This window comes from Streptomyces sp. NPDC005004 (assembly GCF_053600675.1).
This window is the reverse complement of record NZ_JBSGAH010000002.1, coordinates 244,696-270,519: the sequence shown is the minus strand read 5'-3', so window position 1 is coordinate 270,519 and position 25,824 is coordinate 244,696. Positions and strand designations below refer to the sequence as shown.

The following is a 25,824-nucleotide window of genomic DNA, read 5'->3' as shown; positions in this document are numbered from 1 at the left end:
CGGTGTCTCATGGGCGCCGGCCGCGCCGCGGTGCGCCGGTGCCCTGGCCCGCCGCCGCTCCCCTCGCCACACCCCGCCTCCGCCTGGAGCCCCTCCGCGTGGAGCACGCGCGGGAGGCGTTCGCGTTCCTGGACGACGTACGGCTGCACACCTGGACGGGCGGCACGCCGGGCACGCCGGCGGAGCTGGAGGCGCGCTACGCCCGCCAAGCCGCGGGCCACTCCCCGGACGGCGGCCAGGGCTGGCTGAACTGGCTGCTGCGGCGCAGGACGGACGCGCGGCTCGTCGGCACCGTGCAGGCGACGCTGAGTCGCGTGGCCGGCGGCGGCACCGAGGCGGTGCTGGCGTGGGTGACCGGTACGGCGTATCAGGGCGAGGGGTATGCGCGAGAGGGAGCGTCGGCGATGGCGCAGTGGCTGCGGGCAGGCGGAGTGAGCGCCCTCGTGGCGTACATCCACCCAGGTCACGCGGCCTCCGGCGCGGTGGCCCGGCGGTTGGGGCTCGTTCCCTCGGACACCGTTGTCGACGGCGAGGTCCGCTGGGAGGACCACGGCTGCCGGCCGGCGGAGTCGAACGCGTAAGGTTTCTTGCTCGTAAGAGTGAAGAGCAGGTACGACGACCGCGCCCGATCGTGTGAGGAGACTCCCGGACGATGGCCTTCACCGGTGCCGTGACGCGCAGCACGCTCCGCCAGCAGATCGCGGACGCGCTGCGTGACGAGGTGCTGGCCGGGCGGATGCGGCCGGGCCGCGCCTTCACGGTCAAGGAGATAGCCGACCAGTACGGCGTCTCCGCCACGCCGGTGCGCGAGGCGCTGGTGGACCTCTCCGCGCAGGGCCTGCTGGAGGCGGACCAGCACCGGGGCTTCCGGGTCCCGGAGTACTCGCTGGCCGACTACCGCTCCATGATCGAGGCCCGCAGCCTGATCACGGAGGGCATGTTCCGCGCGCTCCTTGACGGCCACACCGCGTTCGCGCACCCCGAAGACCCGTGCACGGCGGCGGCGTTGGCGGCGGTGCGCCGCCGGGGCGAGGAGGCGAAGCGGGCGAACGCCGCGGGCGACCTGACCGTCCTCGTCGGCTACGACCTCCGCTTCTGGCGCGAGCTGAGCGTCCTGTTCGGCAACCCCTATCTCGCGGACTTCCTCCACCGCCTCCGCCTGCGCTCCTGGGTCTGCGCGGTCCAGCACCTGCGCCGCCGTCCCGAGCCGCACGAGGTGCGCGGCCGCCTGTGGGCGGGCCACACGGACCTCATAGACGCCCTCTCCCGCCGCGAGGCGGAGGTCGCCCGCTCGATCGTGGCGGCGGCGAACGCGCACTCGCTGTCCCTGGTGGAGCGCCTCGCGGCGGAGTGACGCCGTCTGCTCCGTGAACATGCCGATCAGGTGGTACGGCGTGTTCTCGCCCAGGTGTGCGGGTTCCCGCCCCGGACCTACTCGCCCGGCATGACCCGGACGAAGCCGCTGGTCCACTCGTCCTCGTCCAGCTCGTACGGGTCGTAGGAGAAGCAGTCCGGTTCGTCGCGGAAGCCCGGCAGCAGCCGGGCCTGCCTCAGCCGCTCCTCCACCCGCTCGACGCTCGAGTAGATGCCGAGCAGCTTCAGGTCATCGCCGTCCAACTCGTCGCAGAACACGCCGTCTTGATCGACGTGCACGGTAGAACCGTCTTCGCCGGCCTCGTTCTGGTGGCCCACATGCCACAGGGGATAAACGATCACGGCGGCGAAGCTAGCAGCGCCCTCGCGTCGGGGCGACTCGGTTTGAGGGCGTCGGGACGGACGGTCAGGCGTCGGGGTCGACTTCGGGGTGCGTGAACCGCAGGGGCTTGCCCAGCGACCGGGCATAGGCGATCTCCGCTCGGGTGCTGTCTCCGATATAACCGCCCACCACGAGCACCTCGTCGGCCAGTCGGATCTTCGCCCGGTGCAGATCGTCGAGTCGGACCTTCAGCGCCTCGGCCTCGACGGGATCGGACCAGAGTTCGTGCGGCGACTTCATGTCACAGCCCGGCTTGACGACGATCCTGCCGTCTCCGGTCTCCCGCAGATCGGCCTCGGCCATCTCGGCCATGAAGCGGGTGGAGCCGCAGATCGCGACGATACGCGGGAGGCCCAACAGCGCCTTCGCGTCGGCGAGTCTCTCCTCGGGGGTGAGCGGTCGCGGGTCCGACACGGGGTCCTCCTCATGGTGCGGTCCCAGTGGTGTCCGCGGAGACGCTCGACCCACCCGGGACGGAATCCCATCTCTTTCGAGAGAGGAAGGATGTCAAGCATTACGCTTGTCAACCCCGTGACACCCGACGCGCCCCGACGTGCGAGGAGCTTTCCTTGGCCTGCGACCTGTGGCTGGTCCCTCTCGTGGACGTGCTGTGCCACGCCCCGGACAACCCCTTCGCCGAGGAACTCGCGCACTACAACAGCGCGCTGACCGACGCCGGGCTCCCCTCGGTGCCGGTCTTCCCCTACATGCCGGGCCTGTCGGGCGACGTCGCCCCGGTCGCCGGTTTCGACTACGACGCCCTGCACTTCCTGCGCCGCGTCTACCTGCTCCAGGTCTGCGGCCTGCCCATCACCCCGGTGGACGAACTCGGCGGCGACTACGAGCAGTTGCTGGAGATGTTCGAAACCACCGCCCAGCAGTCGCACCTGGTCTGGCACTACGACCACGCGGGCGCGTACGTCCCCGTGGACTTCCCGCACCCACTGTCGAACGACGAACTCCTCGCGGGCGGAGGCCCCTTGGGCTCCACCCACTCCCTGCTGCGCGAGCTGGAGCACATCGCCCCCGCCCTCGGCATCGACCCCGCCAACCCCCCGGCTGCCCCCCAACCTCCTGCGGCACCGACCGAGTTGGAAGAAGCCGCCGCCCCCGCGCCCTACGACCCCAGCCCCTTCGCCCGCGAACGGCATGTCTGGCTCGGCCTGCACGCCGCCGCCACCCGCTCCCTCGCCCAGGGCTCGATGATCGTCTTCAGCTGAGCGCGTCCGGGCTGTCGAGCAGGGCCGTGCGCAGCAGCATCGTGTGCACGAACCGGTCGGCCGCCGTCGGCGGAAACCGCCAACCCAGTGGCCACGTAGGCCCGTTCAGCGCGGGCACCGGAATGTAGCTCACCCGGAACGGCCCGCTCGTCAGCCGGGTGACCTCCGGCGGCCACGCGTGATGCGCCGTACTCCCCGCCTCCACGAGGAAGTACACGCTCCGCCGCCCGCTCCCCGACTCCACCACCGGTCCCGGATCACCCCCCGTCATCCGCGCCAGCCGGTCGGCGATCCGCCGCCCCGGTTCACCGTCCAGCCGTACCGCGTCGAACTGAACCCCCGCCTTGCGGAGATGAATGCCGCTGGCGGGAAGCCATGGGATCGCCAGGTGACTTTGCGTATTCATGGGGACAGTGTCAGTGGCGGGCGCTACGGTTTTCCATGACTCTCCGTCGATACGTAGAAACAGTCGGGCATGGGCGGTGAGGCGTGGTGACCGGTTGAGTTCGGTTGAGTCCGGGGGTGACCGCATTGGCGCGGGCGGCGAACAAAGCCCAGGCGGGTGGTGCGGCGCGCATGGTCGCCGCCCTCGCGAAAGCACTACGGGAACAGCTCGGTCTGACGCAGGAAGAACTGGGCAGGATGACGGGCTACACCGCGTCCGCCATCAGCGCGATGGAGACGTGTGCGCAGCCCGCGAGCGACGCGATGCTGGTGGCGCTGGAAAAGGCGATCGGTGGCGGGCTGGGCCTCTTCGAGAAGGCCCGCAAGCTCATGCTGATGGACAAGTACCCGCCGCAGTTCAAGGACTTCGCCCTCATGGAGGCGGAGGCGGTGACGTTATCCTCGTACCAGACGTACGTGATCGATGGCCTGTTTCAGACCCCTGCCTACGCGCGTGCTCTGATCGGAGGGGGCTTCCCCCAGCTACCGAATGTCCAAGTGGATGAACTGGTAGAAGCCCGCATCGCTCGCCGGGCTCTCTTCGAACGAACCAACCCGACTCCCATGGTGGAGCTGATCCTTGACGAGGCAGCACTTCGGCGGACGATCGGGAGTGAGGACATTCAGCGCGACCAGCTCCACGCGCTCGCAGACGACGCCGAGCGGGAGAACGTGAGTCTCCAAGTGGTCCGCCTGAACAGGGGCGCAAGGGGTAGTCACGCGGGCACCCGAGGCGACATGGTGTTGGTCGTGACCAAGGATCACGAACACGTCGTCTACCTGGAGATTGAGGACGAGAGCACCCTCATCAGTGACCCGGTCAAGGTGGCGCGTCTCAATCACCGGTATGCGAAGATCCGGTCACAGGCTTTGAGCCCGGACGAATCGGTGAGCTTTATCCGGAAGTTGGCGGGAGAAGAGCGGACATGACCAGCACCCTGCGGTGGTTCAAGTCGAGCTACAGCAACGACAGCGGCGGCCAGTGCCTGGAAACCGCCTACACCTGGCACAAGTCCTCGTACAGCAACGACAGTGGCGGCAACTGCCTAGAAGTCGCCCCCTGCCCCCACGACATCCACATCCGCGACTCCAAGGTCCCCGACGGCCCCCACCTCACCGTCTCCTCCACGGCGTGGACCTCGTTCCTCACGGGCGCCCGACGAGTCTGATCACCGGCGGCCACAGCACCCCCGCCGCCATCAACAGGGACGGCCCCAGATGCAGCGGGCAGACCGCCAGCGGCGCCCGTCCATGCCGTACGACCTCGAACACGGCGGGATCCCCACACTCCGGCCCGTCGCCGGGGGAAACATCCTCCCCGCCGTAGGGCCCCCGGCACAGCACACCCCGCTCGCCGCTCATACCCCGATCGCACCCCGCCCGACGGCGCCCCGCACGCAGCGGACCGCCAGCAGAGTGACTGTACGACGAGCCATACCGGGCGAATACTGAGCGTAGCCCTAACGTGCGGCCATGAGAACACAGCGTCACCACAGGCGCACGTCGCTGGGCGTCCTCGCCCTGGCCGTCGCCCTGCTCACGCTGGCGGCGGCCGGAGCCTCGGCCGCCGCGCAGCGCGCCGGCACGCTGCTGACGGTGAGGTTCACCAACAACAGCGACCGCGACCTGACACTGGGGCCCAACAGCTACAACGGTTGCCCCGCGGCTCTGCCGGAGCGCATCAACGCGGGCGCCACGGCCAGCTGGAACCTCGATGCCTGCGGGGACCCCCGCGGCAACTTCGGAAGCGTCAGTTTCAACATCTACCGGGAGCCCAACCGCACCCAGATCACCTGGGACGCGCCCGTCGTAGGCGACGCCAGTTACACCCAGTCGGCGCCGTCCGGCTATGTGATCAGCCGCAGCGGCGGACAGGGGTTCAACCCGACCGTCGACTTCACCTTCGACTGCAACTCCACGACCTGCGACGGCATCCCCGACAGCTGGAAGCGGAACGGCATCTACATCAACCCGGCCAACGGCAGCGCTCACACCGCACCCGGGCCGGGACTGAAGTTCATCGACCTGCCCGCGATGGGGGCGACCGTCAACAAGCCGGACGTCTTCGTCCAGCTCGACTGGATGGCGAACGACAGCCACAGCCACGCGCTCGCCCCCGCGGCGATCAAGCAGGTGGTCGACGCCTTCGCGAACTCGCCCTACTCACGGCACTCGCCCTCCACCGGCATCAACCTGCACGTGGACGCGGGTCCGGACAGCATCATGAACTTCGCGGACAACACGACCTGGGGCACGCTGAGCACGGCCAGGAAGCTCACGGAACAGACCAACCTGGGAACGTCGGTCAACGGGATGTACCAGTGGAACGCCTTCAACACGATCAAGAACCAGACCGGCGGCTTCACCAGCACCGGCCGGGCGCCGATCTTCCACTACGCCATCTCGGCCCACAACCTCGAGTCCGGCAGCAGCTCCAGCGGCATCGCCCCCACTCCGGGCAGTGACCTCATCGTCAGCCTGGGCAGCTTCGCCAACCAGGTGGGCACGGTCGCCGAGCAGGCCGGCACGTTCCTGCACGAGCTGGGCCACAACCTCAACCTGGAGCACGGCGGCAATCAGAACGTCAACAACAAGCCGCAGTACTTCAGCGTCATGAACTACCTGTACCAGTTCGGTCTGACCTCCGGCACCACCACCGGACTCACCGACCTCTCCCGCCGGAACGCCTCGCTCGACGAGGACAGCCTGGACGAGGAGTCGTACCCCGCCAGCAGCGGGAACTACGACGTCCGGCACTGGTGCCCGGGCAGCAACGGCGGCTCCTTCGTCATGGTGCCCGCCGCCGACGGCCAGGTCGACTGGAACTGCAACGGGATGATCGAAACCGAGCCGGTCAGCTTCGACGTCAACAACGACGGGCAGCGCACGACGCTCACCGGCTACAACGACTGGGGCAACCTCCTGCTCCGCGTCGGCGCGGTCGGCCGCACGCAGGCTTCGGGCGACGTACCTCCGCCCACCCGCGAGGACGAGCTGACCCCGAGCGACGCCAAGCTGAACCTCCCCCTGGACACCGAGCCGCCGGTCACCAAGGCCCGCGTCGCACCGTGCCGCTCCGGGTACGGCGACCACCGCTCGGACGTGTGCGTCACCCTCACCGCCAGGGACCGCGTCTCCGGCGTGGCCAGGACCGAGTACCGGCTCGACGACGGCAAGTGGAGGAAGTACGTCTCCCCCGTCACGGTGCACGGCAAGGGCAAGCACGTGCTGAAGTTCCGTTCGGTGGACTACGCCCAGAACCACGAGAAGACGAAGTCGGTCACCATCGACATCAAGCGCCACTGAACCGGGAGCGCTCAGGGGAACGGGCCCGCACCGACCGGTGCGGGCCCGTTCTCCTGTCCCCTTACAGGAACGAGTTGATCTCGATCGTCTCGTCGCGGCCCGGGCCGACACCGATCGCGGAGATCGGCGCGCCGGACATCTCCTCCAGCGCCTTGACGTAGTTCTGCGCGTTCTTCGGCAGGTCGGAGAAGGACTTCGCCTTGGTGATGTCCTCGGACCAGCCCGGCAGCGTCTCGTAGATCGGCTTCGCGTGGTGGAAGTCGCTCTGGGAGTACGGGAGTTCCTCGACGCGCTTGCCGTCGATCTCGTACGCGACGCAGACCGGGATCTCCTCCCAGCCGGTGAGCACGTCCAGCTTGGTGAGGAAGAAGTCGGTGAGGCCGTTGACGCGCGTGGCGTAGCGGGCGATCACCGCGTCGAACCAGCCGCAGCGGCGGTCGCGGCCGGTGGTGACACCGCGCTCGCCACCGATGCGGCGCAGCGCCTCGCCGTCCTCGTCGAACAGCTCGGTCGGGAACGGACCGGAGCCCACACGGGTCGTGTACGCCTTGAGGATGCCGATGACACGGCTGATCTTCGTCGGACCGACGCCGGAGCCGGTGCAGGCACCGCCGGCGGTCGGGTTGGAGGAGGTGACGAAGGGGTACGTGCCGTGGTCGATGTCGAGCAGGGTGCCCTGACCGCCCTCGAACAGCACGACCTTGTCGTCCTCCAGCGCCTGGTTGAGGACCAGGACGGTGTCGGCGACGAACGGCTTGATCTGCTCCGCGTAGCCCAGCAGCTCCTCGACCACCTGCTCCGCGGCGATGGCGCGGCGGTTGTAGAGCTTGGTGAGCATCTGGTTCTTGACGTCGAGCGCGGCTTCCACCTTCTGGAGGAGGATCGACTCGTCGTAGAGGTCCTGGACGCGGATGCCGACGCGGTTGATCTTGTCGGCGTAGGTCGGGCCGATGCCGCGGCCCGTGGTGCCGATCTTGCGCTTGCCGAGGAAGCGCTCGGAGACCTTGTCCATCGTCACGTTGTAGGGCGTGATGATGTGCGCGTTTCCGCTGATGAGGAGCTTCGACGTGTCGACGCCGCGCTCGTTCAGACCGCTCAGCTCGGAGAGCAGGACCGAGGGGTCGACGACGACACCGTTGCCGATGACCGGCGTACAGGTGGGTGAGAGGATTCCGGAAGGGAGGAGGTGGAGCGCGTACTTCTGGTCGCCCACGACGACCGTGTGGCCGGCGTTGTTGCCGCCCTGGTAGCGCACTACATAATCCACCGAGCCACCGAGCAGGTCGGTCGCCTTCCCCTTGCCTTCGTCACCCCACTGAGCACCGAGCAGCACAAGTGCGGGCACGCGCGTACACCCCTTCCGGGCGGGGCATGTCCAAGGTCGGGGGCGTGGGCGCGAGGTTTGATCGCCTCGTCGCCGCGTACCGCCGCGACCGTCATTGGCCGCACAACCCGTCGGACCGGATGCCCCGGAATAGACGAAGCCCCTGGCGCAATAGCGCAAGGGGCTCTTGCACAAAGATGCTACCCGAGGAAGCGAGGCAGGACCGAGGTGGCGACTTCCGCGACGTCCGATCAGCTCCTGGTGATCATCGACCCGGCGGCACGGCAGGGGGACGGGGAGTCCGTACGGATAGCGAAGGACGTGCTCAGCGCGGGTGCGGCGGCGAAGGTGTGTCTGCCGGACGGTCCGGAGGAATTCGCCCGTGCGCTCGGCAGACGGGGGTCCCGGCGGCCGGTCGTGATCGGGGACGACGCGGCGCTGGTGCGTGCGGTCGGTCTGCTCCACCGGCACCGGGAGCTGGCGGACTGCGCGCTGTCCGTGGTCCCGGTGGGGTCGGCTTCGCTCGCCGGGGCGCTGGGCGTGCCGGTGGGGGCGGTCGCGGCGGCGCGGGCGGTCCTCGAGGGCGGGGAGCGGCGCCTGGACCTCCTGGTGGACGACAGCGACGGGGTCGTCCTCGGCTGCCTGGGCATACCGCCGACCTCGCCGCGCTCCCTGGTCCCCGAGCCGGTCGGCGCCCCGGCCCACCATCCCTGGCTCCGCTCCACCTACCGCACCCTGGTCCGCACTCTGGGCTCGCGCCCGGCGCGGCTCCGGGTGGATCTCGACGGGGAGACGGTGACGGACCTGGACCGTCCGGTGGAGGCGGTCTCGGTGACGCCCTCCGGGCACGGTGTGGCCTCGGTGGAGATACACCCCTTCGCGGATTCCGGCCCCTCCGTCGTCGCCTCCGCCCGCACGATCACGGTGACCGGTGAGGACTTCCACTACCGCGCGGACGCGGTGACCTCCGGTCCGGTGCGGCGGCGGACCTGGCGGGTGGCGGAGGGGGCGTGGGGGCTGGTGGTGCCGCGGGGGTGAAGGGCCGCTGTTTGAGGGGGGTGCGGGCGGAAACCCGGGTGGCCTTCGATCCCTCGGGCGCGGGAGGCAGCCGTGAGCAACAGCCCCTTGCAGGGTCGTACCGTGGTGGTGACCGGGGCGGCGCGTGGGCTGGGGGCGGCCCTCGCGCGTGACGTCGCCGCGCGGGGCGCGAGGGTCGCCCTGCTCGGTCTCGAGGGGGAGCGGCTGGCCGTCGTCGCGGCGGGGCTGCCGGTGCCGGCGCTGGCCGTCGAGGTGGACGTCACCGATCAGCTCGCGCTGGAGCAGGCGGCGTCCGAAGTACGCGGGGAGCTGGGGCCGCCGTCCGTCGTCGTGGCCAACGCGGGGATCGCCGAGGGCGGCCCGTTCCTCACGTCCGACCCCGCGTCGTGGCGCCGGGTGATCGACGTCAACCTCAACGGCAGCGCCTGCACGGCCCGGGCGTTCCTGACCGACCTGACGGCCACGGCCGGCTACTTCCTCCAGGTGGCGTCCCTCGCGGCGTTCGGCACCGCGCCCATGATGAGCGCCTACTGCGCCTCCAAGGCGGGCGTGGAGTCCTTCGCGCACGCCCTCCAGGCGGAGGTCGCGCACGAGGGCGTCGCCGTGGGCATCGCCTACATCAACTGGACCGACACCGACATGACCCACGACGCGGAGCAGTACCCCGTCCTGCGCGAGCTGAAGGCCAACATGCCGCTGCCCGCCCGCAAGGTCTACCCGGCCGATGTCGTGGCCGCCCGCCTGGTCCACGCGGTGGAACGCCGCCGCACCGCCGTCTACGTCCCCGCCTGGCTCCGCCTCGCCCAGATCTTCCGCGCCGCCCTCCCGCCCCTGGTCCTCCGCCGCGCCCGCCGCACCCTCCCGGACATCCACCCCCGCCTCTCCGCGACGGGGCTGCTCGGCGGCGGGGGCTTGGCGGACGAACGGCGACGGGAGGGGCGGGACGGCACCTGAGCGGTTCAGCTCAGCTCAGCTCAGCGGGGCCAGCGGGCTGTCACGGCGGCGGTCCCCCGTACCGCTCCCGCGCACCGGGCCGCCGGGAGACGCCCCCTAGGCTCGCTGAGCGGCGAACAGTTCCAGGTGGGCGCAGGCGGGACACCGCCAGGCATCGATCTGCCAGCGCGGCCGGCCCATCCTCTTGGCATTGCCGAGCGGACCTCGCTGCAGGGGTCCCGCGATCCACCGCGCGAACCCGCGAGCGCCCTCCCCGCCGTCCTCGACGAAGCCCGGCTCCAGCCCCACCGCACCGCATTGGGTGCACCGTATGTTGTTCATCGTCGGAGTTTATTGAGCGGCCGCGGGCGTTGATCAAGGGAACCGTACGAGCGGCCCGGGGCTCGCCCCCTCAGCCCGCCAGGTCGCGTCTCCGGATGCCGGTCAGCCCCGCGCACGTCAGGACGACCGTCACACCCAGGAGGGCTGCCACGGGGCCCCACTCCATCGGGGCGGACGGGAGCTTGGGGAGGTGGGCGTACGGGGAGAGGTCCAGGAGGGGTCGGGGGGCGTTCAGGGCGGGGCCGATCCAGCCGAGCAGGAGGGTGGCGCCGGCTGCGGTCCAGGACAGGGCCGAGGCTCTGGGGAGGACGCCGTGGAGGAGGACCGTCAGGGCGCCCAGTGTCCAGATCGCGGGGAGTTGGATCAGGCAGGACGCGAGGAGGGCGAGGGGGCGTCCGCCGTAGCCCGCCATGAAGCCGAGGGAGGCCAGGAGCATCAGAGCGGTCGAGCCCGCGAAGGAGATCGTCAGGTGGCTCGCCGCCCAGCGGAGGCGGCTCACCGCGCAGGCGAGGACCGGTTCGGCCCGGCCCGAGGTCTCCTCCGAGGCGAGGCGGAGGACGGAGGAGACGATGTAGAGCGCGGCGACCAGGCCCAGCATCCCGGTCATCGCGGAGAGGAACGCGTCCTCCGCGCCGGACCGGCCGCCCATCCGCTCCAGAATCCGCCGTACCCCCTCGTTGTCGCCCATCATGGCCGTCGCGCCCTGGGTGAGGCCGCCGTAGACGACCCCGGCCAGGAAGAACCCCACACCCCAGCCGAACAGCGCACCCCGCTGGAGGCGCCAGGCCAGACCGGCCGCGCTGCCGAGGCGCCCCCGGGCCGGGCCCGGACGGGTCGGCAGGAAGCTCATCCCCAGGTCACGGCGGGCCGCGAGGGTGAAGGCGAGCGCGCCGAGGGCGAGGATCGCCGCCGCGAACAACGGCAGCACCCACCACCGCTCCCCCGCGTAGGGCCGCAGGTTCTCCTGCCAGCCCAGCGGCGACAGCCAGGTCAGCGCGGAGGAGCCGTCCGCGCGGGCCGAGTCGCCCGCCGCGCGCAGGACGAACGCCGCTCCGAGGACCGCCGAGGTCAGCCCCCGCGCCAGCCGCGCGCTCTGCGTGAACTGCGCCGCGACCGCCGCGACCCCGGCGAAGACGAGACCGGTCCCCGCGACGCCCAGCGCGAGCGCCAGCGCGCCCGGGACGCCGTACGTCGCCATCCCCGCGAGAAGCAGCAGCGCCAGCGCGCCGTTGGCGACCACCGCCGCGAGCAGCGCCGCCGTCAACGGGGCCCGGCGGCCCACCGCCGCCGACGCGACCAGCTCCGCGCGCCCGCTCTCCTCCTCGTCCCGGGTGTGCCGTACGACGATCAGCAGGCTCATCGCGGCGGCGAGCAGCCCGGCGTACACGCCCGCGCGCCACGCCGTCATCCCGCCGACAGAGTCGTCGAGGAGAGGTCCGGTCAGGGCGCGCAGCGAGGCGTTGGCGGTCATCTGCTCCCGCAGGGAGGCGCGTTCGGCCGCCGTGGCGTACAGGCTCTTCAGGGTGCCGGGCATGGAGAGGACCATCAGGGCGTTCACCCCCGCCCAGAGAGGGATCTGGACGCGGTCCCGGCGCAGGGCGAAGCGGAGCAGGGTGGGGGCGGCGGTGAGGGTGGAGGCGGGGTGCCCGGTCTCCGGGGCCGTGGTGGTCATCGCGCGGCCACCTCCGCGTCCGTCGTCGTCTGCGCCGGGGTCTCCTCGTAGTGCCGCAGGAACAGCTCCTCCAGCGTCGGCGGGGTGGAGGTCAGCGAGCGGACGCCGACGGCGGTGAGGGCGCGCAGGACGCCGTCGAGCCGGTCGGTGTCCACCTGGAGGTGGACACGGCGGCCCTGGACGTCGAGGTCGTGCACGCCGGGGAGATCCGTGAGTCCGGCCGGGTCGCCGCGCAGCTCCGCGCGGACGCTGGTCCGGGTCAGATGCCGCAGCTCGGCGAGCGAACCGGTCTCCACCGTGCGCCCCTTGCGCACGATGCTGACCCGGTCGCACAGCGTCTCCACCTCGCTGAGGATGTGCGAGGAGAGCAGGACGGTACGGCCCCGGTCCCGCTCCTGTGTCACACAGGACTGGAAGACCTCCTCCATCAGGGGGTCCAGGCCCGAGGTCGGCTCGTCCAGGATCAGCAGGTCCACGTCCGAGGCGAACGCGGCGACCAGGGCGACCTTCTGCCGGTTGCCCTTGGAGTACGTACGGCACTTGCGGGTCGGGTCCAGCTCGAACCGCTCGGTCAGCTCCGCGCGGCGCCGCTCGTCCAGACCGCCGCGGAGTCTGCCGTACAGGTCGACCACCTCGCCGCCGGAGAGGTTGCGCCACAGGGTCACGTCGCCGGGGACGTACGCGATGCGGCGGTGGATCTCCACGGCGTCGGTCCACGGGTCGTGACCGAGCACCTGCGCGGCACCGGCGTCCGCGCGCAGGAGACCGAGCAGGACGCGGATGGTGGTCGACTTCCCGGCGCCGTTCGGCCCGAGGAAGCCGTGCACCTCTCCGCGCTCGACGCTCAGGTCGAGACCGGTGAGGGCGTGGGTACGGCCGAAGGACTTGTGCAGTCCCGAGACCGTGATGGCCTTCGTCATGGAGGCGAACGTACGCTTCTTTCAGAATTTTGTGAAGTTAAGGAATCGTATGAAGCGGGGCTAGGGTGGAGACATGACGAAGGCGAAGGTGGAGAGTGCGGACGGCCGCGACCCGGAGGTGGTCTCGCGCTTCGTGGAACGGTTCGCCGCGCAGCTGGTGGAGGCGGGTGTGCCGCGTATGCCGGCCCGCGTCTTCGCGGCCCTGCTCTCCTCCGACACCGGCTCCCTCACCTCCGCCGAGCTGGGCGAACAGCTCCGCATCAGCCCCGCGGCGGTCTCCGGCGCCGTCCGCTACCTCTCCCAGGTCCACCTCGTCTCCCGCGAACGCGAACCCGGCTCCCGCCGCGAGCGGTACCGCGTCCACAGCGACCAGTGGTACGAGGCCCTCACCAACCGCGAGGCCATCATCAAACGCTGGGAGGAAGCCCTGCGGGACGGCGTGACGACCCTCGGCGCGGACTCCCCCGCGGGGCGGCGCCTGTCCGAGACCCTGGAGTTCTTCGAGTTCATCGAGAAGGACGTGGCGGGCCTGATGGAACGGTGGCGGGCCCACCGGGACGCGCGGCGCGCGGGCTGATCAGGGCGCGGCGACCCACGGGTCACTCCCCGGTGGTGACAGCGCTTGGTGCCGGTGCCGTGGCGTCGGCGCTTGGCGTGCCCGGGGTGAAGAAGTTGACGAGGTTGCCGTCGGGGTCGCGGAACAGGAGCGAGCGGTTGCCCCAGGGCATGGTGGTGGGCTCGTTGACGAAGTCCTCGACGAAGGCGCCGAGGTTCTCGTGGACGCTGTCCACGTCGTCCACGCGGAACTCGAGGATGACGCTGTGGTTGTCGGCGGGGCGGGCGGAGCCGGGCGCGAACAGGGGGACGGTGCGGGTGGAGCCGATCGCGAGGGTGGCCGAGGGGGTCCTCAGCTCCGCGAAGTCCTCGGTGGCCCAGGTGGCGGGTACGCCGGTGGCGCGCTCGTAGAAGCGGACGAGACGGGCGACGTCGTCGGTGATGACGCGGGTGGAGACGAACACGGGGCTACTCCTCTGTCGTAGGGCGCTGGTGGCCCGATGACCTGGTGACCGCACGCTACGACCGATACCGGACAGAACCCGTCCGCTATCCGCGGAAGAATTCCGGCCATGCCCCGACCCCTCGCCCGCGTCCTCACGCTCCTGGAGCTGCTCCAGTCGGGCGGCACCCGGACCGTGTCCGAACTCGCCGGCCGCCTGGGCGTCGACGAGCGCACCGTACGGCGCTACGCACAACAGCTCCTCGACCTCGACATCCCCGTGGAGTCGGTACGCGGCCGCCACGGCGGCTACCGGCTCGGCCCCGGCTACCGCATACCGCCGCTGATGCTGAACGACGACGAGGCACTGGCGGTACTGCTCAGCCTGGCCACGGACAGGGCGAGCGACACGGCGGGCGAGACGGCGAGGGAGACGGCGGCGGCCAAGATCCGCCGGGTCCTGCCCCACCGACTGCGCGGCAAGCTCGACGCGGTACTCGCCTCGCTCGCCTACACGGCCCCGCCGGCGAGGACAGCCCCCGCCCCCGCCCCCGACCCCGCGATCCTCCTCCCGATCGCCGACGCGGTGCACCACCACCGCCCCGTCTCGATCCGCTACACCGCCGCCGACGGCCACCGCACGGAACGCACCCTGCATCCTTACGGCGTCGTCGCCCACGCGGGCCGCTGGTACGTGACGGCGGCGGACCTCCTCTCCGGCGAGGACCGCACCTTCCGCCTGGACCGCATCACCGACGCCCGCACCCTCCCCGGCTCCTTCACCCCGCCCCCCGACCCCGCCCCCACCGCCCGCGTCCTGAACGCCCTGGCCACCGCCCCCCACCCCCACGCGGTCACCCTCCACGTCCAGGCCACCCCCACCCACATCCACACCCACCTGCCCCCGGGCCTGGCGACCGTGACGCCCCCCGTCGCCCCGGACACCTGGTGCCGCGTCGACCTCCACGTCACCCACCTCGACTGGCTTCCGGCCGCCCTCGCCGCCCTGGACCGCCCGTTCACGATCGAGCGGCCAGCCGAACTCCGCACGCTGGTAGCGGAGTTCGCGGCACGCCTGCTGGACTCCGCCCGCCCGGCTCCGCATCCACGCGGAGGCGATTCCTGCTAGAACCGCGCCATGACACACAGATTCACCGCCCGTGCAGCCGTGGCGGAGATCGACCCCGACAACAACCTGATACAGGCGGGTGTCGCCGAAGACGAGGACGGCGACGGCTTCTTCCTGCTCTTCATGAGCACCCTGACCGAACCGTCCCGCCAGAACGTCACCCTCGGTCTCGACAGCCACTGCCTCGTCACTTCGGAGGGGGGAACGGCGTACGGCTGCGTCCACGAGATCACTCTCTCGGACAGGCGGCTCACGGTCTCGCTGGACCCGTCCTCGCTGGACGACCTGGGACTGGACGACCCTGAGATCGAGGGGGAACTCGCCGTCCCGGACGAGGACATCGAGCGGCTGCGGGAGGTCCTGGCCCGGGTGCTGGCGTTCGGGCGGGCGGGGGCGCGACCTCGGCGGGTGGACCTGTAGGTCCGGGGAAGCCGCGAGATCACCCGGCAGCCGCCGACGGCGAGGACGCGCCGCGGGGCCACCCGCGGGTGACGACGAAAGTTGTACGGGTGGTGCGGACGGGAACCGAGACCCGGCCGGAGGCCGGGTACCGCAGGCGACAGCGGTCAGCGGGCCATACGGCGGCTCAAGTACGCCGCCCTCTCCCGCAGCGCCCCCGCCCGGGCGTCCGGTTCCGCAGGTGTCGCCATGCCCGTGCCCGCGCCGACCTGTACGTCGGACCGCGCACCCTGCGGCATCGCCGCCAACTCCGCCCAGTCCACGGCGACTCCGGCGCGTTCCGCCAGGACCAGCACCGTCGCCGTGAAGCCCTCGGACAGGCTCAGGATGACGGCGTGGCTGGTGCGGCAGTGTCGGGCGAGGAGGGCGTGGACGAAGGGAGTGAAGAGGGAGAGGTCGAGCTGGGACTCGTCGCCGCGCATGGGGCCGATGCCTGACGGGAGATTCAACTCCGCCTCGAAAACCTCGACTTGGCGGCAAAACAGCCGCGCCGCCCCGTTCGACGGGTTCCACAGGGTCTCGTCGCCGAGGAGGAAGTCCTGGCTCATGCCGTGAATCCCCGGAGGTACAGGCGGAACCGGGTCGTGTCCTCCGCCTCGAAGCAGACCTCCTGCCCCCAGTGGGCAGTGAGCCGCCGCGCGACCGCGATCAGGCGGCGGCGGTCCTCGGGGGTGTGGGCGGGGTAGCGGGCCCAGCCGTGTTCGGAGATCTGGTGGCCGAGTTCGCTGAACAGGAGGTTGTGGTAACGGAGTTCCTCCTCGTCGGTCAGCGGGGTGACGGCGTCCTCGGCGGGTCGTATCTGGACGTTGTGGAGGTCTCGGATCACGGCAGCACACGCTCGCACTCTGCTGGGGGAAGGTCCGACGCAGGCTATCGGCCGGGGGGAATCGCCGTCCGTCCTCCCGCCGGAGGCACCCCGCCTCAGCCCGGTGTCACCAGCCTCGCCTCGTACGCGAAGACCGCTGCCTGGGTGCGGTCCCGCAGGCCGAGTTTGACGAGGATGCGGCTCACGTGGGTCTTCACCGTGGACTCCGCGACGATCAGGCGGGTGGCGATCTCGGAGTTGGAGAGGCCCTGGGCGATGAGGATCAGGACCTCGGTTTCGCGTTCGGTGAGTTCGCCGTAGGCCGCGTGGGCGGACGGCATGAGGCGGGGGGTGTCGGAGAGGCGGGAGAACTCGTGGATGAGGCGTCGGGTGACGGAGGGGGCGAGGAGGGCCTCGCCGGAGGCCACCACCCTTACCGCTTCCGCGAGTTGCCGGGCCGAGGCGTCCTTCAGGAGGAAGCCGGAGGCGCCCGCGCGCAGCGCCTGGTACACGTACTCGTCCAGGTCGAAGGTGGTCAGCACGAGCACCTTCGCCGCCGCGTCCGCCGCGACGATCTCGCGGGTCGCCTCGATGCCGTTCAGTTCGGGCATACGGATGTCCATCAGGACGACGTCCGGGGCGAGTTCGCGTACCCGCGTCACCGCCTCGCGCCCGTTGACCGCCTCGCCGACGACCTCGATGTCCGGCATCGCGTTCAGCAGCACGGAGAAGCCCTCGCGGACCATCATCTGGTCGTCGGCGATCATCACCCGGATCGTCATGCCCGGTCCTCGTACAGCTCGATCTCCGTGCCCTTCGCCGGGACCGGCAGGAACACGGTCACCTCGTAACCTCCGTCGGCCGTCGGGCCGTCGGTCATCTCGCCGTTCAGCATGGTCACCCGCTCCCGCATACCCGTGATGCCGTGCCCGGCGCCCGGGGAGGGCTTGATCAGACTCGGCGCGGGCGGCGGGCCGTTGACCACGCGGATGCCCAGCCCACCGAGTACGTAGGCGATCTCGACGCGCGCCGTCGCCCCCGGCGCGTGCCGGAGCGTGTTGCTGAGCGCCTCCTGCACGATGCGGTACGCCGACAGCTCGACGCCCTGGGGGAGTTCGCGCACCGCGCCGGTCACCGTCTTGCCGACCTCCAGGCCGGTGTCCCGCACGTTGGCGAGCAGGGTGCCGAGGTCGGCGAGGGTGGGCTGCGGGGCGTCCGGAGCCTCGTAGTCCTCCGCGCGGACGACACCGAGCACCCGGCGCAGTTCGGTGAGGGCGGCCACCGCGTTCTCCCGGATCGTGGCGAACGCCTTCTCCAGCTCCGGCGGCGGGTTCTGCACCCGGTACGGCGCGGCCTCCGCCTGGATGGCGACCACCGACATGTGGTGGGCGACCACGTCGTGCAGCTCGCGGGCGATGGTCGAGCGCTCCTCCAGCAGGGTGCGCCGCGAGCGTTCGTGCGCGGTCGCCGTCTGCTGCGCGGTCACCTCCTGGCGGGCCCGGCGGTGCGTGTGCCGGACCGTGACGGCGAGCAGGATCAGCGCGGACAGGAACAGCATCGGCGCGACGTCGGAGGACTCGTGCCAGGCGGAGCCGGTCTGCGCGAGGAAGCCGTACACCGCGGTGATCGCCCACATCCACGCGGCGGTGCGCGGGCGGGTGCGTATCGCGACGACCGTGAGCACGGTCAGGTGGGAGAGGAAGCTGCCCGGCAGCCACGGCCAGGCGCTCCAGTCCCCGCCCATCGCGACCGCGGCCACCGTGGTCGCGAGGAGCGACAGCCAGAAGGCGCCCACCGGACGCGCCAGGGTGAGCAGGACCGGCGCGAGGGCCAGCAGCGCGCACAGCAGGGCGGCCGGTCCCCCGAAGGTACTGGCCAGGGACACCAGCGCCGCGAACCCGCCGAGGGCGGCGACGGTGAGGTGCGGCGCCCACGCCGTGTACTCCTTGAGCCGGCCGGGCAGCGCGCGTCCCAACGGACCGTCGACGGTCGCGCGGGGCATCGGGCGGTACGCGAAGGCGCCGCTGAACAGGTCCTGCCGCAGCCCGCGCAGCGCGTCCGCGGCGAGCCGGAACTCCGGGCTGCGGGGTCTGTCCTCACCGCGCGGGGGCGGAGTCTGCGTGTGGGTCGTCGTCTCGGTCACGGGAGAGACGGTAGGCGGGGCGGCGGGTGCGGTCGTCCCCTCGCAGGGGGGTTTCCTGGGGTCCGCCTCAGGTACTACGCGGCCGACGCCGTCGGGCGGCTCAGCGGTGCCGGCCCGCCGTCCCGTGCGTCGCCTCAGCGGTGCCGGACCAGCTTTCCGGCCTCCGGCGGAAGGCCGCCCCTCGCGTCGGCGGCGACGAAGGGGACGTCTCCGGGCGCGTCCTCCAGCGCGATGGCGACACCGGGGCGCACAGCGCCACGACGGCTGCCGCCAGGAACGCCCTTCGGTACTGCCTCATCCGCGACACCCCTCCGCCGGTCCGGTCGGTCACGCTCCTCAGACGACGGAGACCTCCAGTTCGTTCAGGCCGCGCAGCACGAACCCCGGTTTGCGGCGCGGCTCCGCCGCCAGGGTGAGGGTGGGGGACCGGGTGAGGAGCGCGCGGGTGGAGGCGGCGAGTTCGAGGCGGGCCAGGGGGGCGCCGATGCAGTAGTGGATGCCCGCGCTGAAGGAGATGTGGGGGTTGTCGCGGCGGGTGAGGTCCAGGCGGGCGGGGTGGTCGAAGACGGCCGGGTCGTGGTTGGCGGAGCCGAAGAGGAGGGCGAGTTCGGCGCCGCGCGGGATGCGGGTGCCGTCGATCTCGATGTCGTCCAGGACCCAGCGTTCGAAGAGCTGGAGCGGGGTGTCGTAGCGGAGCAGCTCCTCCACGGCGGACGGGATCAGGGCGTGGTCGGCGCGGAGGGCGGCGAGCTGGGCGGGGTGGCGGAAGAGGGCGAGCCAGCCGTTGGCGGTGGCGTTGACGGTGGCCTCGTGGCCCGCGTTGAGGAGGAGGACGGCGGTGGAGACCAGTTCCTGCTCGGTGAGACGGTCGCCCTCGTCGTGGGCGGCGATCAGCGCGGAGATCAGGTCGTCGCGGGGGTCGGCGCGGCGGGCGGCGATCAGCTCGCGCAGGTACGCCGAGAACTCCTCCGACGCCCGTACCGCACGCGCGGCCACCTCCGGCGCCGGGTTCAGCTCGTACATCCCGCAGATGTCCGCCGACCACGGCCTGAGCGGCGCCCGGTCCCCCTCGGGAATGCCCAGCATCTCCGCGATCACCGCGACCGGAAGTGGCTCCGCCACCTCCGCGACGAGATCCCCGCCGCCCCGCGCGACCAGCCCTGCCACGAGCGTGTCGGCCAGCTCCTCCACGTACCCGCGCAACCGCTCCACGGTCCGTGGTGTGAACGCCTTCGCCACCAGGCGCCGGATCCGCGTGTGGTCCGGCGGCTCCAGGTCCAGCATCCCGTGATCGTTGAGCGTGTGGAACGGCTCGTGCTCCGGCGAAGGCGGTGTCCGCCCGAACTCCTCGTGGGAGTAACGGTGTTGATACGTCCGCCCCAGCCGCCGGTCCCGCAGCAGCGCGGACACGTCGGCGTGGTGGGGCACGAGCCACTGGTTCGTCGGCTCGTACCGGATCACCCGGCCCCGGGCGCGGAGTTCGGCGTAGGCGGGGCAGGGGTCGGCGAGGAAGTCCGGGGAGGCGGGATCGAAGGTCGCTGACATGGGGGGACGTTAGCCCGTGGGGCGGGGCGGCGGTAGATATGACCTCGCTCGCGGGATGACATGTGTCATCCCCGGAAGATGCCCCTGGACACTGCCTCCGCCGTCGCCCGCCTTCCTAGACTCCGACCATGTTCACATCTCGCAAACCCGGACAGGACGACTCCTGGGAAGGCGTCGTCACCGACAAGTCCCGAGGCATGTTCGACGGCTCGAACATGTACCACCTCGTCGAACTCCGCCTGGCCGACGGCGAGTCCAGGAAGGTCAGAATCCCCCGCCGCCTCTGGAAAGAGGTCACGGTCGGCGACCGGCTGGTCAAGCGCCCGGGGTCCGACCCGGTGAAGGAGTAGCGGCTCGCTCCGGCAGCCCTCGGCGTGTTCGACCGCCGAGCGGAAGCCACTTTCTACCAGGCCAGTTGAGCGATCTCCTCCGCCACCACCGCGCACGCGTCCGCCGCCGGGTCGATCAGCGGGAAGTGGCCGACGTCCTCCAGAAGGGTGAGGCCGACGACCTCGCCCGCCTTGGCCGCCGCGTCGGCGAAGGCGTCGGAGAGGGGTTCGGGGACATCGAGGTCGGAGCGGCCCTGGACGAGGGTGGTGGCGATGCCGGTGGGGAGGAGGAGAGAGGGGTCCGCGCGGGGGAGGCGGTCGGTGAAGTGGTCCGGCCCCCCGAGGAGTTGGACCGCGGCGTTGGCGCAGACCTCCAGCTTCGCCGCGAGGGTGAAGTCCGCGATCGGGGCGAGGGCGACCACGCCCCGCAGCGGGGCGGGGTGGGCCGTGCGCCAGGGGGAGTCGGCGGGCAGGACGTGACGTGCCGCCGCCCACAGGGCGAGGTGGCCGCCCGCCGAGTGGCCGGTCAGGACCATCCGGCGGGTGTCCGCCCGGGGAAGCCTCTCGCGAGCCAGTCCGGGGAGGGCGTCCAGGGCGGCGGCCACGTCGTCGAAGGTCTCCGGCCAGCGGCCGGCCTCGTCTCCGTCGGAGGAGGAACTCCCGCGCCGGTACTCCACGTTGGCCACCGCGAAGCCCCGCCGGGCCAGGTAGTCCGCGAACGGGGTGATGTGGCGGCGGTCGTACCGGGCCCGCCAGGCACCGCCGTGCAGGACGACGATCAGGGGCGCCGGTGAAGCCGTCTCCGTCCGCGGCGCGTAGAAGTCGATCACCTGGTCCGGGTGGTCGCCGTACGCGGCCGTGGCATCCGGCTCGACCGGCTCGTGCGAGAACGCCGACTCCTCCTCGGCGGCGGCGCGGGCTGCGGCGGCGTCGTCCGGCATGTCCAACCTCTCAGCGTCGGAACGGAATTCGGGGGGATCGGGTACGGCGACCACCCCGCCGTTGGCCGGACGGTACCAGGCCGGTCACCGCCCCTCACATGCGGATGTCACGCACGGTCACCCAATGGGGGCACCTGCCGGTTTTGTACCGCCGCCGGGTCGGGGGACCGCCGCGCGGACGGCCCCCGGACCCACCGGTCTACGTCAGCGCCCCCGCCAGCACCCGCGCCGCCCGCTCCGTCTCCGCGAAGCCCACGTACAGCGGGGTGAAGCCGAAGCGGAGCACGTCGGGATGGCGGAAGTCGCCCACCACTCCCCGTTCGATCAGCCGGGGCATGACCTCGGCGGCGTCGGAACAGCGCAGCGCGATCTGACTGCCCCGCTCCTCGTGCCGCAGCGGCGTGACGCACTCCACCCGGCCCGGCTCGGTGTACTCCGTCACGCAGCGCAGGAAGAAGTCCGTCAGCGCGAGCGACTTGGCCCGCACCGCCTCGACCGGGACGCCGTCCCACACGTCGAGCGCCGCGTCGAGCGCCAGCATGGAGAGGATGTCCGGCGTCCCGACCCGCCCGCGCGGCGCACCCGGCGCCGCCCGGTACTCCGCGCTCATCCCGAACGGCTCCGCGTGCGAGTTCCAGCCCGGCAGCGGGGAGTCGAAGCGGGGCTGGAGATCGCGGCGGACGTAGAGGTACGCCGGTGAACCGGGACCGCCGTTCAGGTACTTGTAGGTGCAGCCGACCGCCAGGTCCACCCCGTGCGCGTCCAGACCGACCGGCAGCGCGCCCGCGCTGTGGCACAGGTCCCAGACGACGAGGGCACCGGCGTCGTGGACCGCCGCCGTGAGCGCGGGGAGGTCGTGGAGGCGGCCGGTGCGGTAGTCGACGTGGTTCAGCAGGACCGCCGCCGTACGGGTGCCGAGCGCGGCCGGGATCTCCGCCGGGGTCAGCGCGCGGAGCGTGCGGCCGGTCATGCGGGCGGCCGACTGAGCGATGTAGCCGTCGGTGGGGAAGGTCGTCGCGTCGACCAGGATCTCGTCCCGGTCGTCCCCGGCCATGCGGACGGCGGCCACAAGTGCCTTGAAGACGTTGACGCTTGTCGAGTCGCCCACGACGACCTGCCCCGCAGCCGCGCCGATCAGCGGTGCGATCCGGTCACCGATCCGCTCCGGCGCCGTCCACCAGCCCGACTCCTCCCAGGAGCGGATGCGCAGCTCGCCCCACTGGCGGCACAGCACGTCCCGCATCCGGTCGGGGACGTGCGCGGGCAGGGCGCCCAGCGAGTTGCCGTCCAGATAGACCACGTCGTCCAGGGTGAACTTCTCACGCAGCGCGCGCAGTTCGTCGGCGGCGTCCAACTTATCCGCCACCAGCGCCAGTTCGTTCGACTCAGACATACGACCTCGCCGTCCACAGCTCGGGGAACACGGTGTTCCGGGCCCGCTTCTCCAGCCACGCCACCCCGGCCGAACCGCCGGTGCCGGCCTTGGCGCCCATCGCGCGGCGGGTGGCCACCAGGTGGTCGTTGCGCCAGCGCCACACCAGCTCGGCCACGTTCGTCAGCGCCTCGCCGAGGCGGGCGGTCTCGGTGTCCGGGTCGCCCAAGTACACGGCCGTCCAGGCCGCCTCCACCTCCGGCGCGGGCTCGTACCGCTTCGACACGTCCCGGCGCAGCACCGCGGCGGGGATGTCGTGGCCCCGGCGCGCGAGGAGCCGTACCGCCTCGTCGTACAGGCTCGGCTCGTGCAGCGCCTTCTCCAGCTCCGCGTGCACGCGCGGGGTGCCGCGGTGCGGGACGAGCATCGAGGCGGACTTGTCGCCGAGCAGGAACTCCATCCGGCGGTACATCGCGGACTGGAACCCGGAGCCCTCGCCCAGGGCCGAGCGGTAGGAGTTGAACTGGGCCGGGGTGAGCTGCGCCAGCGGGCGCCAGGACGCGTTCAGCGCCTCCAGCTCGCGCACGGATCGCTTCAACGCGGCGATCGCGGTGGGCACGTCGTCCGAGCGGAGCGCCTTGGCGGCGGTCTCCCACTCGTGCGTGATCACCGTGAACCACAGCTCCATCACCTGGGTCGTCACCAGGAAGACCATCTCGCCGGGGTCGTCGGAGAGAGTGTGCTGGAGGTGGGTGAGCACGTCGGCCCGTACGTAGTCCTCGTACGGGGTCGTGCCGGCGAAGTCGAGATGCGGGGTCTCGGGCTCAGCGGCCTCTTCGGGGGCCTGGGAAGGGGGGTGAGCCTGGTGGGACATCGCTGTCTCCTGTCGAGCTACGGGTAGCGGTCCGCCCCTGCCGATGCCGGCACGGGGGCCCCGGTCCCCAGATCGAATCCTGCGTAATCCCTCCGGATACGGCAAGGGCTGTCTTCCTCACCTGCCGCCCCGGGGACCCCATGCGTCCCGAAAGCCCATTCCCCTGCCGAACGTGATCGCCTATCGTCGCGGCGGGGATCACGGGGGACGAACGGCCACGGGGAACGCGGGGGGAACGCGATGCCGCACACGCGCGCACGGACGGCGGGGCAGGGCGGCACGACGGGACCGGACCGCCCCGGCACCACCACCCAGCCCACGCCCGCGTCCCCGCTCCCGCGCCGGACACCGCTCTGGCTCGTCCCCATGCTGTGGACGACCGCGCTCGGCCTGTGGGGACTGTCCCGGCGGCACAGCCTGTGGCGCGACGAGGCGGCGACCTGGCAGGTGGCCCTGCGCGACACCGCCGACATCTGGCACATGCTCGGCCAGGTCGACGCCGTCCACGGCGCCTACTACCTCCTGATGCACGCCCTCTTCGCCTGCTTCGGCCCCGGCACCACCACCCTGCGGCTGCCCTCGGTCCTGGCGATGGCGGTGGCGGCGGCCTGCGTGACGGCCGTCGGCGCACGGCTGGCGGGCCGCTGGACGGGACTCGGCGCCGGGCTGGCACTCGGCCTGCTCCCGGCGGTGCAGTCCTACCTCCAGGAGGGCCGCCCGTACGCCCTGGTCGCCGCCGGTGCGGCCCTCTCCACGCTGCTCCTGGTGACCCAGCTGACGGGCCGCCCCCGTACGGCACGCTGGACGGCCTACGGCGCCACGCTCCTCCTGTGCGGCCTCCTCAACTGGCTCTCCCTCCTCATCCTCCCCGCCCACGCCCTCACCCTCGCCCTGTCCCGAGCGGGCCGCGGTCCGTGGACCCGCTGGTCGGCGGCCTCCGCCGTCGCCGTGGCCGGTACCGCGCCCCTGGCCCTCTTCAGCCGCGAGCAGTCCGCCCAGATCTCCTGGATACCGCCCCTGACCTGGCACATGCTGATCGGCCCGGCGGTACTGGTGGGGGTGGGCTGCCTGGCGGCCCTGGCGGACCGGACCCGCACCGGCCACCGCCCCACCCGCCTCTCCCCCGCCACCGTCGGACTCCCCCTCCTCGTCGTCCCCCAGCTCGGTCTCGTGCTCCTCTCGCTGGTCAAGCCGCTGTTCCTGGACCGGTACGTGCTGTTCAGCCAGCTCGGGCTCGCGTTGCTGGTCGGGGCCGGGACGGGCGCGGCCGTGCGGGCGGTGCGGCCGCGCTTCCCCAGGGCCGCCCCCTGGGTGCTCCCCGTCGTCCTGGCCGTCGCCGTGACCGCCCTGCTGCCGTACTCCCTCGCCAAGCGGGAGCCCGCCAGCCGGGTGGACGACGTGTTCGCGGTGGCGGGGCGGGTGGCGCGGTTGAAGCGGGACGGGAACGCGGTGCTGTTCGTGCCGGCCGCGCGCCGCGACACGGCGCTGGTGTCCCCGGGCGCCTTCGCCGGGCTGCGGGACATCGCGCTCGCGGAGGGGCCCGTGGAGTCGGGGACGCTGAAGGGGGTGGAGGCGGGTCCGGGGCGGATACGGGACGCGATGCTGCGTGAGCGGCGCATCCTGCTGGTCACGGACGCGCCGGAGGTCGCGCGGCCGGTGGCGGGGCGGCGGGACAAGGCGAAGCGGGACGTGCTGGAGCGGTACTTCACGCCGGTCGCGGACGAATGGGTGCGCGGGCGCCGGGTGACGGTCTACGAGCGGTCGGTGTGACCTCCGGCGCGACCCCCGGAGGGCGCCGCTCTCCCAGTGGCAGACTTCACCCATGACGACGCACAAGAACCTGCTCGGCGGCCCGGAGCCGACCCACCTCCCGGAGAACGAGGAGGCGTACCGGCTGCTGGCCGAGGACTCGCTCGCCCCGGCCGAGGTCGTGGCCACGTACCCGACCTTCTCCCTGGCCTGGGCGACGCTCGCCGACGACGCCTTCGAGGCGGGGCGCGTGGTCGAGTCGTACGCCTACGCCCGTACGGGTTACCACCGCGGCCTCGACCAGTTGCGCCGCGCGGGCTGGAAGGGCCACGGCCCCATCCCGTGGAGCCACCGCCCCAACCGCGGCTTCCTGCGCTGCCTGGCCGCCCTCACCCGCGCCGCCGACTCCATCGGCGAGAAGGACGAGGCGGAGCGCTGCCGCCAGTTCCTGCGGGACAGCAGCGAGGAGGCGTACGAGGAGCTGATGCGGTAACCCGGTGGACTCGCGGGCGGCACCGGGTGTCCG

Annotated in this window: 30 protein-coding genes; 14 read left to right on the top strand and 16 right to left on the bottom strand. The window is 71.8% G+C overall.

Annotation, left to right across the window (positions count from 1 at the left end; genetic code table 11):
* Positions 1–2: 2 nt before the first annotated feature.
* Both ACWEEU_RS03615 and ACWEEU_RS03610 read left to right on the top strand, forming a co-directional pair.
* Entirely contained in the window at positions 3–581 is a 579-nt protein-coding gene (locus ACWEEU_RS03615; RefSeq protein WP_451728037.1) for a GNAT family N-acetyltransferase, read from the top strand.
* Positions 582–652: 71 nt separating this feature from the next.
* The gene (locus ACWEEU_RS03610) at positions 653–1,354 is read left to right on the top strand and encodes a GntR family transcriptional regulator (protein WP_199581401.1); all 702 of its coding nucleotides are present in this window, start codon (positions 653–655) and stop codon (positions 1,352–1,354) included.
* A gap of 77 nt (positions 1,355–1,431) precedes the next feature.
* On the opposite strand, the gene ACWEEU_RS03605 is transcribed toward ACWEEU_RS03610, so the two are convergent.
* Positions 1,432–1,653 (bottom strand): hypothetical protein, encoded by a 222-nt coding sequence (locus ACWEEU_RS03605; protein WP_451728033.1) that lies wholly within the window; start codon positions 1,651–1,653, stop codon positions 1,432–1,434.
* 127 nt (positions 1,654–1,780) lie between these two features.
* A complete protein-coding gene (locus ACWEEU_RS03600) occupies positions 1,781–2,170 on the bottom strand; it encodes a hypothetical protein (RefSeq protein WP_385742712.1) in 390 nt (129 codons plus the stop codon).
* Positions 2,171–2,325: 155 nt separating this feature from the next.
* Here ACWEEU_RS03600 and ACWEEU_RS03595 point away from each other — a divergent pair, with 155 nt between their 5' ends.
* Positions 2,326–2,976 (top strand): hypothetical protein, encoded by a 651-nt coding sequence (locus ACWEEU_RS03595; RefSeq protein ID WP_451728030.1) that lies wholly within the window; start codon positions 2,326–2,328, stop codon positions 2,974–2,976.
* Here the strand turns inward: ACWEEU_RS03595 and ACWEEU_RS03590 are convergent.
* Complete coding sequence (locus ACWEEU_RS03590; protein WP_385742708.1) at positions 2,969–3,382, bottom strand: hypothetical protein; 414 nt, start codon at positions 3,380–3,382, stop codon at positions 2,969–2,971. The two genes, ACWEEU_RS03595 and ACWEEU_RS03590, sit on opposite strands and share 8 nt — an antisense overlap.
* Positions 3,383–3,498: 116 nt before the next feature.
* Here ACWEEU_RS03590 and ACWEEU_RS03585 point away from each other — a divergent pair, with 116 nt between their 5' ends.
* From ACWEEU_RS03585 to ACWEEU_RS03575, 3 genes are all read left to right on the top strand, one after another.
* A complete protein-coding gene (locus ACWEEU_RS03585) occupies positions 3,499–4,350 on the top strand; it encodes a helix-turn-helix domain-containing protein (RefSeq protein WP_451728027.1) in 852 nt (283 codons plus the stop codon).
* On the top strand, positions 4,347–4,589 hold the full coding sequence (locus tag ACWEEU_RS03580) for a DUF397 domain-containing protein (protein ID WP_451728024.1): 243 nt from the start codon (positions 4,347–4,349) through the stop codon (positions 4,587–4,589). The genes ACWEEU_RS03585 and ACWEEU_RS03580 overlap by 4 nt, the downstream gene beginning before the upstream one ends.
* A gap of 304 nt (positions 4,590–4,893) precedes the next feature.
* Positions 4,894–6,726: an OmpL47-type beta-barrel domain-containing protein gene (locus ACWEEU_RS03575; protein ID WP_451728021.1), complete on the top strand. Its 1,833-nt coding sequence runs from the start codon at positions 4,894–4,896 to the stop codon at positions 6,724–6,726.
* Positions 6,727–6,787: 61 nt separating this feature from the next.
* Here ACWEEU_RS03575 and ACWEEU_RS03570 read toward each other — a convergent pair whose 3' ends face one another.
* Positions 6,788–8,071: an adenylosuccinate synthase gene (locus ACWEEU_RS03570; RefSeq protein ID WP_385742701.1), complete on the bottom strand. Its 1,284-nt coding sequence runs from the start codon at positions 8,069–8,071 to the stop codon at positions 6,788–6,790.
* 207 nt (positions 8,072–8,278) lie between these two features.
* On the opposite strand from ACWEEU_RS03570, the gene ACWEEU_RS03565 reads away from it, so the two are divergent.
* Together ACWEEU_RS03565 and ACWEEU_RS03560 are read left to right on the top strand one after the other, a co-directional pair.
* On the top strand, positions 8,279–9,088 hold the full coding sequence (locus ACWEEU_RS03565; RefSeq protein WP_385742699.1) for a diacylglycerol kinase family protein: 810 nt from the start codon (positions 8,279–8,281) through the stop codon (positions 9,086–9,088).
* A gap of 72 nt (positions 9,089–9,160) precedes the next feature.
* On the top strand, positions 9,161–10,042 hold the full coding sequence (locus ACWEEU_RS03560; RefSeq protein WP_451728016.1) for an SDR family oxidoreductase: 882 nt from the start codon (positions 9,161–9,163) through the stop codon (positions 10,040–10,042).
* A gap of 96 nt (positions 10,043–10,138) precedes the next feature.
* Here ACWEEU_RS03560 and ACWEEU_RS03555 read toward each other — a convergent pair whose 3' ends face one another.
* From ACWEEU_RS03555 to ACWEEU_RS03545, 3 genes are all read right to left on the bottom strand, one after another.
* Positions 10,139–10,330: a hypothetical protein gene (locus tag ACWEEU_RS03555; protein WP_385742777.1), complete on the bottom strand. Its 192-nt coding sequence runs from the start codon at positions 10,328–10,330 to the stop codon at positions 10,139–10,141.
* Positions 10,331–10,433: 103 nt separating this feature from the next.
* Positions 10,434–12,035, bottom strand: a complete 1,602-nt coding sequence (locus tag ACWEEU_RS03550; protein ID WP_451728013.1) for an ABC transporter permease — start codon at positions 12,033–12,035, stop codon at positions 10,434–10,436.
* Positions 12,032–12,955: an ABC transporter ATP-binding protein gene (locus ACWEEU_RS03545; protein ID WP_385742693.1), complete on the bottom strand. Its 924-nt coding sequence runs from the start codon at positions 12,953–12,955 to the stop codon at positions 12,032–12,034. Before ACWEEU_RS03545 ends, ACWEEU_RS03550 begins: the two co-directional genes overlap by 4 nt.
* Before the next feature lie 73 nt (positions 12,956–13,028).
* Between ACWEEU_RS03545 and ACWEEU_RS03540 the strand changes: the two genes are divergently transcribed.
* Positions 13,029–13,532, top strand: coding sequence for a GbsR/MarR family transcriptional regulator (locus ACWEEU_RS03540; RefSeq protein ID WP_385742691.1), 504 nt, complete (start codon positions 13,029–13,031; stop codon positions 13,530–13,532).
* Positions 13,533–13,554: 22 nt separating this feature from the next.
* Here ACWEEU_RS03540 and ACWEEU_RS03535 read toward each other — a convergent pair whose 3' ends face one another.
* On the bottom strand, positions 13,555–13,974 hold the full coding sequence (locus tag ACWEEU_RS03535) for a VOC family protein (RefSeq protein ID WP_451728009.1): 420 nt from the start codon (positions 13,972–13,974) through the stop codon (positions 13,555–13,557).
* A gap of 108 nt (positions 13,975–14,082) precedes the next feature.
* Between ACWEEU_RS03535 and ACWEEU_RS03530 the strand changes: the two genes are divergently transcribed.
* Both ACWEEU_RS03530 and ACWEEU_RS03525 read left to right on the top strand, forming a co-directional pair.
* Positions 14,083–15,081: a helix-turn-helix transcriptional regulator gene (locus ACWEEU_RS03530; RefSeq protein ID WP_451728007.1), complete on the top strand. Its 999-nt coding sequence runs from the start codon at positions 14,083–14,085 to the stop codon at positions 15,079–15,081.
* A 9-nt stretch (positions 15,082–15,090) separates the two neighbouring features.
* Positions 15,091–15,501: an Imm10 family immunity protein gene (locus ACWEEU_RS03525; RefSeq protein WP_451728005.1), complete on the top strand. Its 411-nt coding sequence runs from the start codon at positions 15,091–15,093 to the stop codon at positions 15,499–15,501.
* A 146-nt stretch (positions 15,502–15,647) separates the two neighbouring features.
* On the opposite strand, the gene ACWEEU_RS03520 is transcribed toward ACWEEU_RS03525, so the two are convergent.
* The 5 genes from ACWEEU_RS03520 to ACWEEU_RS03500 form a co-directional block, all read right to left on the bottom strand.
* Positions 15,648–16,088 (bottom strand): DUF6086 family protein, encoded by a 441-nt coding sequence (locus ACWEEU_RS03520; RefSeq protein WP_451728002.1) that lies wholly within the window; start codon positions 16,086–16,088, stop codon positions 15,648–15,650.
* On the bottom strand, positions 16,085–16,366 hold the full coding sequence (locus tag ACWEEU_RS03515) for a hypothetical protein (RefSeq protein WP_451727999.1): 282 nt from the start codon (positions 16,364–16,366) through the stop codon (positions 16,085–16,087). The genes ACWEEU_RS03520 and ACWEEU_RS03515 overlap by 4 nt, the downstream gene beginning before the upstream one ends.
* Positions 16,367–16,461: 95 nt before the next feature.
* The gene (locus tag ACWEEU_RS03510; protein WP_385742680.1) at positions 16,462–17,127 is read right to left on the bottom strand and encodes a response regulator; all 666 of its coding nucleotides are present in this window, start codon (positions 17,125–17,127) and stop codon (positions 16,462–16,464) included.
* Positions 17,124–18,488 carry a sensor histidine kinase gene (locus ACWEEU_RS03505; RefSeq protein WP_385742678.1) on the bottom strand — a complete coding sequence of 455 codons (1,365 nt, stop codon included), beginning with the start codon at positions 18,486–18,488 and terminating at the stop codon, positions 17,124–17,126. The genes ACWEEU_RS03510 and ACWEEU_RS03505 overlap by 4 nt, the downstream gene beginning before the upstream one ends.
* A 336-nt stretch (positions 18,489–18,824) precedes the next feature.
* Positions 18,825–20,033 (bottom strand): cytochrome P450, encoded by a 1,209-nt coding sequence (locus ACWEEU_RS03500; RefSeq protein ID WP_451727994.1) that lies wholly within the window; start codon positions 20,031–20,033, stop codon positions 18,825–18,827.
* Between the two features lie 128 nt (positions 20,034–20,161).
* Here ACWEEU_RS03500 and ACWEEU_RS03495 point away from each other — a divergent pair, with 128 nt between their 5' ends.
* Entirely contained in the window at positions 20,162–20,383 is a 222-nt protein-coding gene (locus ACWEEU_RS03495; protein WP_385742672.1) for a DUF7489 domain-containing protein, read from the top strand.
* Between the two features lie 53 nt (positions 20,384–20,436).
* On the opposite strand, the gene ACWEEU_RS03490 is transcribed toward ACWEEU_RS03495, so the two are convergent.
* The 3 genes from ACWEEU_RS03490 to ACWEEU_RS03480 form a co-directional block, all read right to left on the bottom strand.
* Positions 20,437–21,303, bottom strand: coding sequence for an alpha/beta hydrolase (locus ACWEEU_RS03490; protein ID WP_451727990.1), 867 nt, complete (start codon positions 21,301–21,303; stop codon positions 20,437–20,439).
* Positions 21,304–21,502: 199 nt separating this feature from the next.
* A complete protein-coding gene (gene kynU, locus ACWEEU_RS03485) occupies positions 21,503–22,696 on the bottom strand; it encodes a kynureninase (RefSeq protein WP_385742668.1) in 1,194 nt (397 codons plus the stop codon).
* Positions 22,689–23,549, bottom strand: a complete 861-nt coding sequence (locus ACWEEU_RS03480) for a tryptophan 2,3-dioxygenase family protein (protein ID WP_385742666.1) — start codon at positions 23,547–23,549, stop codon at positions 22,689–22,691. Before ACWEEU_RS03480 ends, kynU begins: the two co-directional genes overlap by 8 nt.
* Before the next feature lie 366 nt (positions 23,550–23,915).
* Here ACWEEU_RS03480 and ACWEEU_RS03475 point away from each other — a divergent pair, with 366 nt between their 5' ends.
* Together ACWEEU_RS03475 and ACWEEU_RS03470 are read left to right on the top strand one after the other, a co-directional pair.
* Positions 23,916–25,319 carry a glycosyltransferase family 39 protein gene (locus ACWEEU_RS03475; RefSeq protein ID WP_451728327.1) on the top strand — a complete coding sequence of 468 codons (1,404 nt, stop codon included), beginning with the start codon at positions 23,916–23,918 and terminating at the stop codon, positions 25,317–25,319.
* Positions 25,320–25,371: 52 nt separating this feature from the next.
* Entirely contained in the window at positions 25,372–25,791 is a 420-nt protein-coding gene (locus ACWEEU_RS03470; protein WP_385742664.1) for a DUF3151 domain-containing protein, read from the top strand.
* Positions 25,792–25,824 lie beyond the last annotated feature (33 nt).

Coding starts and splice junctions, on each gene's coding strand:
- ACWEEU_RS03610 (WP_199581401.1), top strand. CDS start 653: ATGGCCTTCACCGGTGCCGTGACGCGCAGCACGCTCCGCCAGCAGATC.
- ACWEEU_RS03590 (WP_385742708.1), bottom strand. CDS start 3,382: ATGAATACGCAAAGTCACCTGGCGATCCCATGGCTTCCCGCCAGCGGC.
- ACWEEU_RS03580 (WP_451728024.1), top strand. CDS start 4,347: ATGACCAGCACCCTGCGGTGGTTCAAGTCGAGCTACAGCAACGACAGC.
- ACWEEU_RS03575 (WP_451728021.1), top strand. CDS start 4,894: ATGAGAACACAGCGTCACCACAGGCGCACGTCGCTGGGCGTCCTCGCC.
- ACWEEU_RS03550 (WP_451728013.1), bottom strand. CDS start 12,035: ATGACCACCACGGCCCCGGAGACCGGGCACCCCGCCTCCACCCTCACC.
- ACWEEU_RS03545 (WP_385742693.1), bottom strand. CDS start 12,955: ATGACGAAGGCCATCACGGTCTCGGGACTGCACAAGTCCTTCGGCCGT.
- ACWEEU_RS03540 (WP_385742691.1), top strand. CDS start 13,029: ATGACGAAGGCGAAGGTGGAGAGTGCGGACGGCCGCGACCCGGAGGTG.
- ACWEEU_RS03530 (WP_451728007.1), top strand. CDS start 14,083: ATGCCCCGACCCCTCGCCCGCGTCCTCACGCTCCTGGAGCTGCTCCAG.
- ACWEEU_RS03525 (WP_451728005.1), top strand. CDS start 15,091: ATGACACACAGATTCACCGCCCGTGCAGCCGTGGCGGAGATCGACCCC.
- ACWEEU_RS03520 (WP_451728002.1), bottom strand. CDS start 16,088: ATGAGCCAGGACTTCCTCCTCGGCGACGAGACCCTGTGGAACCCGTCG.
- ACWEEU_RS03510 (WP_385742680.1), bottom strand. CDS start 17,127: ATGACGATCCGGGTGATGATCGCCGACGACCAGATGATGGTCCGCGAG.
- ACWEEU_RS03500 (WP_451727994.1), bottom strand. CDS start 20,033: ATGTCAGCGACCTTCGATCCCGCCTCCCCGGACTTCCTCGCCGACCCC.
- ACWEEU_RS03495 (WP_385742672.1), top strand. CDS start 20,162: ATGTTCACATCTCGCAAACCCGGACAGGACGACTCCTGGGAAGGCGTC.
- ACWEEU_RS03490 (WP_451727990.1), bottom strand. CDS start 21,303: ATGCCGGACGACGCCGCCGCAGCCCGCGCCGCCGCCGAGGAGGAGTCG.
- kynU (WP_385742668.1), bottom strand. CDS start 22,696: ATGTCTGAGTCGAACGAACTGGCGCTGGTGGCGGATAAGTTGGACGCC.
- ACWEEU_RS03480 (WP_385742666.1), bottom strand. CDS start 23,549: ATGTCCCACCAGGCTCACCCCCCTTCCCAGGCCCCCGAAGAGGCCGCT.
- ACWEEU_RS03475 (WP_451728327.1), top strand. CDS start 23,916: ATGCTGTGGACGACCGCGCTCGGCCTGTGGGGACTGTCCCGGCGGCAC.
- ACWEEU_RS03470 (WP_385742664.1), top strand. CDS start 25,372: ATGACGACGCACAAGAACCTGCTCGGCGGCCCGGAGCCGACCCACCTC.